Origin of the sequence: Gordonibacter sp. (assembly GCF_036667095.1) — a bacterium.
Taxonomy (GTDB): domain Bacteria; phylum Actinomycetota; class Coriobacteriia; order Coriobacteriales; family Eggerthellaceae; genus Gordonibacter.
Genome location: NZ_JAVWUP010000173.1, coordinates 1 through 5,199, shown reverse-complemented (window position 1 = coordinate 5,199; position 5,199 = coordinate 1). Strand labels below are relative to the sequence as shown.

3 protein-coding genes are annotated in these 5,199 nt (G+C 61.2%); all 3 read left to right on the top strand.

Annotated elements, in window-relative coordinates:
- Positions 1 to 156 precede the first annotated feature (156 nt).
- The 3 genes from RR842_RS11720 to secD all read left to right on the top strand — a co-directional run bounded on the left by RR842_RS11720 (position 157) and on the right by secD (position 5,005).
- Entirely contained in the window at positions 157 to 1,008 is an 852-nt protein-coding gene (locus tag RR842_RS11720) for an HAD family hydrolase (protein WP_332729834.1), read from the top strand.
- A gap of 1 nt (position 1,009) precedes the next feature.
- The gene (tgt, locus tag RR842_RS11715; RefSeq protein WP_332553895.1) at positions 1,010 to 2,155 is read left to right on the top strand and encodes a tRNA guanosine(34) transglycosylase Tgt; all 1,146 of its coding nucleotides are present in this window, start codon (positions 1,010 to 1,012) and stop codon (positions 2,153 to 2,155) included.
- A 153-nt stretch (positions 2,156 to 2,308) separates the two neighbouring features.
- Positions 2,309 to 5,005 carry a protein translocase subunit SecD gene (gene secD, locus RR842_RS11710; protein WP_332512354.1) on the top strand — a complete coding sequence of 899 codons (2,697 nt, stop codon included), beginning with the start codon at positions 2,309 to 2,311 and terminating at the stop codon, positions 5,003 to 5,005.
- Positions 5,006 to 5,199 lie beyond the last annotated feature (194 nt).

The following is a 5,199-nucleotide window of genomic DNA, read 5'->3' as shown; positions in this document are numbered from 1 at the left end:
CGGATGCGAGGGGGCCGGGTGGCATGTTTGCCGAGGGCGAAGGGACGTATGCGCCGAGCCTTCCGCGTAGCGATTTCATCGGGTTTTGTTCCTTTGTGCTCGGTCGCGTATACTACGGGGTCGAATCGAATGCAACCGACTTAAAGGAATCTCGCAATGGACCAATGCCCCGAGCCTGTCGCCTGCTCTTCCGCGGCCCGCACCTACCGTGCTATCTTCTTCGACTTGGACGGCACGCTGTTGCCTATGGAGTTGGACGATTTCCTCGGGCCGTACTTCAAATCCATCACCTCGTTCGTGGCGGCGCAGGGACTCGACGTGAATGCCTTCTCGACCGCGCTCAAGGCTGGCATCGAGGCCATGGTGTCCCATGAGGACGGCTCCACGAACTACGATGCCTACTGGAAGGCGTTCTTCGACCATGCCGATCGCACAGCCGCCGCGTGGGACGATCTGATCACCGGTTATTACGAGCACGAGTTCAACCTTGTTGGCAAAAACGTCTCGCCGAACCCCTCCGCATCGTGCGCCATCGAGACGCTGGCGGCCAAAGGCTACACGCTGGTGCTGACCACCATGCCCATGTTCCCGCGCCGCGCCGTCGAGCACCGACTTGCGTGGGCCGGTATCGATCCCGCCCGCTTTGCGCGCATGACCAGCTACGAGAACTCCACGTCGGTAAAGCCCAAGCTGGCCTACTATGCCGAGAACCTCGCGGCGTGCGGCCTTGCCGGCGAAGAGGTGCTCATGGTGGGGAACAACACGGTCGAGGACTTGGCTATAGCCACCTTAGGTGCTGACGCGTATCTTGTGACCGACCATCTGCTGGACCCGGTGGGCTTTGACCTGTCCACGGTCAAGCACGGAAGCATGGAAGAGTTTGCTGCATGGGCTGAGGCGCTGCCGGAATGCGAGAACCCGGCGAGCTGCCTAGGCAGTGGTGTCGCCGATCGTGCGGCGACGGCGGCGGCGCTTGCCGCGCACGATGCCAACGGAACCGAGGCGTGATATGGCGCTGTTCGACTGTACGCAGGAGGCCCTCAGCGCCCGCGCCCGTGCTCTCACCTACGAGACGGCCCATGGATCGTTCCAAACGCCGATGTTCATGCCGGTGGGAACGAGTGCCACGGTAAAGGGCGTCACGGTCGGCCAGCTGCGCGACCTGCAAAGCCACGTAGTGCTGGCGAACACGTACCATCTGTCGTTGCGCCCCGGCGCCGACGTGGTGGAGCAGGCCGGTGGCGTCCACCGGTTCATGAGCTACGACGGCCCCATGCTCACCGACTCGGGCGGGTTCCAGGTGTTCAGCCTCGCCGATACGTTGAAGCTGGACAACGACGGCCTGACGTTCCGCTCCATCTACGACGGCACTAAGGTGCGCTGGACGCCTGAGGCGAACATGGCCATCCAGCAGCAGCTGGGTGCCGACATTGCCATGCAGCTGGACCAGTGCGCGCCCTACCCGGCCGAGAAGGCTTTCGTGGCGCGCGCCGTGGACCTGTCGGCTAACTGGGCGCGCCGCTGCCTGGCCGCGCATGACCGTCCCGACCAGACGCTGTTCGGCATCGTGCAGGGAGGCATGCACCTAGACCTGCGCTTGGAATCGGTGCGTCGTTTGCGCGAGATCGAGGACGAGAGCCTGAGCGGCGGCGGCCACCGCTTCGGCGGCTTTGGCATCGGCGGCTATTCGGTGGGCGAGGATCACGATATTATGTTTGAAACATTGGGCCAGGTGGCGAACGCTTTGCCGGAAGACCGGCCCCGCTACCTCATGGGAGTGGGCAATCCCACGACGTTGGTGCGTGCGGTGCGCGAAGGCGTGGATATGTTCGATTGCGTGCTTCCTACGCGCACGGCCCGCATGGGCACGGCGTTCTCCAGCACGGGTCGCATGAACATGCGCAACGCCAAGTACACGCGCGATTTCGGTCCGCTCGATCCCGCTTGCACGTGTCCTACCTGCCAAAACCACTCGCGCTCCTACATCCGCCACCTGGTGAAGCAAAACGAGATGTTGGGCGGTATCCTCCTGTCTGTCCATAACCTGCATTACCTGCTGGACTTGATGCGCCGTGCGCGCGAGGCCGTGCTGGCGAATTCCTACGAGGAATTCTATGGTGCCTGGATGGCGTCGCCTGCTGCGAAGGACTACTAAACGCAGCTCGAAGGGGCATTATCTCTTAATGAGGACAAATCTCAGGAATTCGTACGTTCGGTAACATTTTGTGGCACAATAGGACAGTTCAGGTTTAATGCGTGCTGTGTGTTTGCGCATCAGCTGCGTTCGTACGACAAGGAAGAAGACGTCATGGCGACAGCCCAAAAAAAGAAGAAGCCCGGTCGTTCCACCGATCGGCGCAACATATGGCTCCTCATCGTTACCACCCTGTTGGTCGTGGGGTCGGTATTCATGTTCACGCCCCCGCAAGAAAAAATCAACCAGGGCCTTGATATCCAAGGCGGCCTGTCGGTCGTGCTTACGGCGAAAGGCGAGGGCGGGGCTGCGGTGTCCAACGAGGACATGGAGAAGAGCCGCGCTATCATCGAGAGCCGCGTGAATGCACTTGGTGCCTCTGAAGCCGTGGTTCAGGTGCAAGGCACCGATCAGATACTCGTGCAGATACCGGGCTTATCCGATACCCAGCAGGCGCTCGACACCATTGGCAAGACGGGCAAACTCGAGTTCGCGCGCCTCGACTCGTTTACCGACGAAGCGGTGAAGACCAAGATCGAGAACGGTCAGTATGGGGAAAACGGTACCGTAACCGATTCACTGGGCAACTCGCTTCCGTCGGGCAAGGTTGAGCACCTGAAGGTCGAAGCGGGCACCTATACGCCGCTGGTTACCGGTGCCGACATCACGAATGTCAGTATCGGCAAAGCGTCCGAGACGTCTACTGACTACGGCGTGAACGTGAAGCTGGACGCCCGGGGTGCCGAGGCGTTTGCGAACGCCTCAAGAGAGCTGGCTCCCACGAAGGGCAAGATCGTCATTATCCTGGACAGCGAGGTGCAGTCTGCACCCGCCGTCCAATCCGAGATTCCCAACGGCGAGGTGCAGATCACGGGCGGTTACTCGCTCGACGGGGCTAAGTCGTTGCAGACGGTTCTGGAGAGCGGCTCGCTTCCCGTGAGCTTCGAATATGCGCAAAGCCAGATGGTCGGTCCGACCCTAGGCCAGAGCGCGTTGGCTTCGGGCGTGCTCGTGGCATTGATCGGCCTGGTTGTTGTCATGCTGTACCTGCTGTTCTTCTACCGCGGACTGGGTGCCATCACCGCGGCTGCGATGATGGTGTTCGCGGTGCTGTACCTGGGCATCCTCGCTACGCTCTCCGCATTCGGGCTGTTCAGCTTGTCGCTTGCCGGCATTGCCGGCATCGTGCTGACCATCGGCATGGCGGCGGACTCGTCCATTCTGGTCATGGAGCGCTTCCGTGAGGAGATACGCATGGGGCGCAGCGTGCGCGCTGCCTCCGTTACGGGCGTGAAACACGCTATCGTCACGTCTATTGATGCCGACCTGGTAACGCTGGTGTCGGCGTTGACACTGTTCTTCTTGGCCACGGCTTCCGTCAAGGGCTTCGGCCTGACGCTGGCGTTGGGTATTGTCTGCGACATCGTTATGATGCTGCTGTTTAAGGCTCCCATCATCCGTTTGTTGGCGCCGCGTGTCATCGCCAAGCACCCGGGCTTCTGGGGCGTGAAGGACAGCCTTGCGGCATCCGAGCGTTACGGGGCGCTTGCGGCTGCTGAGGGCACCACGGCGGCGGCTGCTGAAGTCGGCGAGGCCATGGATGCCAAGGAGAGCGCGCGTATCGCCGAAAGGCGCGCGGGTGATGCGGGCGAGGCGGCCGCGAAGGCGGCGGCTAAGCCGCGCGGCAGGTTCATCAAGCGCGATATCAACTTCCTGGGGCATCGCCGCGCGTTCTTGACTGTCGCTGCCGTACTCATCGCGGCATCGTTCGTCGTCGTAGGCGTGCGGGGTCTGAACTTCGGCATCGAGTTCGTGGGCGGCACGTCCATTGCGTTCCATGGTACGGGCGAGGTGAGCACGGAGGACATGCGCGGTGCCTTCGACAAGGCGGGCGAGCCCGATGCGGTTGTCCAGACAACGAATGCTGACGGCCAAGAAGGCTTCCTCGTGCGCACTACCACCACCAGTGCCGAAGATGCTGCCTCACGTGCCACTCAGGTCGCCGGCGACCTAGGGCTTTCCACGGACAGCTTCGAGGTGACCACCATCGGTCCGGACTGGGGCGCCAGCGTCATCCAGTCGTCGCTCATCGCTTTCTTGGTGTCCATCGTGCTTATCATCATCTACATTGCCATCCGTTTCGACTACAAAATGGGCATCACTGCCATCGTGTCGCTGCTGCACGACCTCGTGCTGGTCATGGGCATCTACGCGCTGGTGGGTCGCGAGGTGAACCCGAACACCATTGCGGCGCTGCTTACCATCTTGGGCTACTCGCTCTACGATACGGTGGTCGTGTTCCACCGTATTAACGACAACATGCAGGGCGAGGATATCAAGTGCACGTTCATGACGATGGCGAACCACTCCATCAACCAAGTGCTCATCCGCACCATGAACACCACGTTGAGCTCGCTTATTCCGGTGCTCGCCATGCTGTTCTTCGGCGGTGAGACGCTGAAGGACTTCGCGTTCGCTATGGCTATCGGGCTCATTTGCGGCTCGTACTCGTCCATCGCCATCGCTGCGCCGCTGTATGCCATGTGGAAGACGCGTGAGCCGCGCTATGCCAAGCTGGCCAAGAAGTACGGCTCCGAGGTTGGTCGCTTCGAGTTCGCCAACCCGAACGCCATGGCAGCTGCTTTGACGGGCAAGCCGGGCAAAGCAGCCGTAGCAACAGCTGAAGCGGCAGCACCCTCGGCCGCAAGCGCCTCTTCAGGACAGTCCCCGACGGAGGATAAGGCTGCGACGCAGAGGAGTGCCCCCAAGCCACCGAAGGGTAAGCGCAAGAAGCGACCCGATAAGAAATAGTGAGAAGGGAGTCCCCGGAAGTGACCTAGGTCCCTGAAGGCGGGCACTCGACAAAAGCTAAGGGCAGTCCCTCAAAGCCTAGGTTCGGTACGCTACCGGATCTAGGCTTTTTACTTATTCTGATACCGTATGGCGTTTCGGTCTACGATGCCCCTAAGGAACACCCCTAAGGAACACCCCTAAGGAACACCCCT

Excerpts from the sequence above, each read along its gene's own strand:
- RR842_RS11720 (WP_332729834.1), top strand. The coding sequence starts at position 157 with ATGGACCAATGCCCCGAGCCTGTCGCCTGCTCTTCCGCGGCCCGCACC.
- tgt (WP_332553895.1), top strand. The coding sequence starts at position 1,010 with ATGGCGCTGTTCGACTGTACGCAGGAGGCCCTCAGCGCCCGCGCCCGT.
- secD (WP_332512354.1), top strand. The coding sequence starts at position 2,309 with ATGGCGACAGCCCAAAAAAAGAAGAAGCCCGGTCGTTCCACCGATCGG.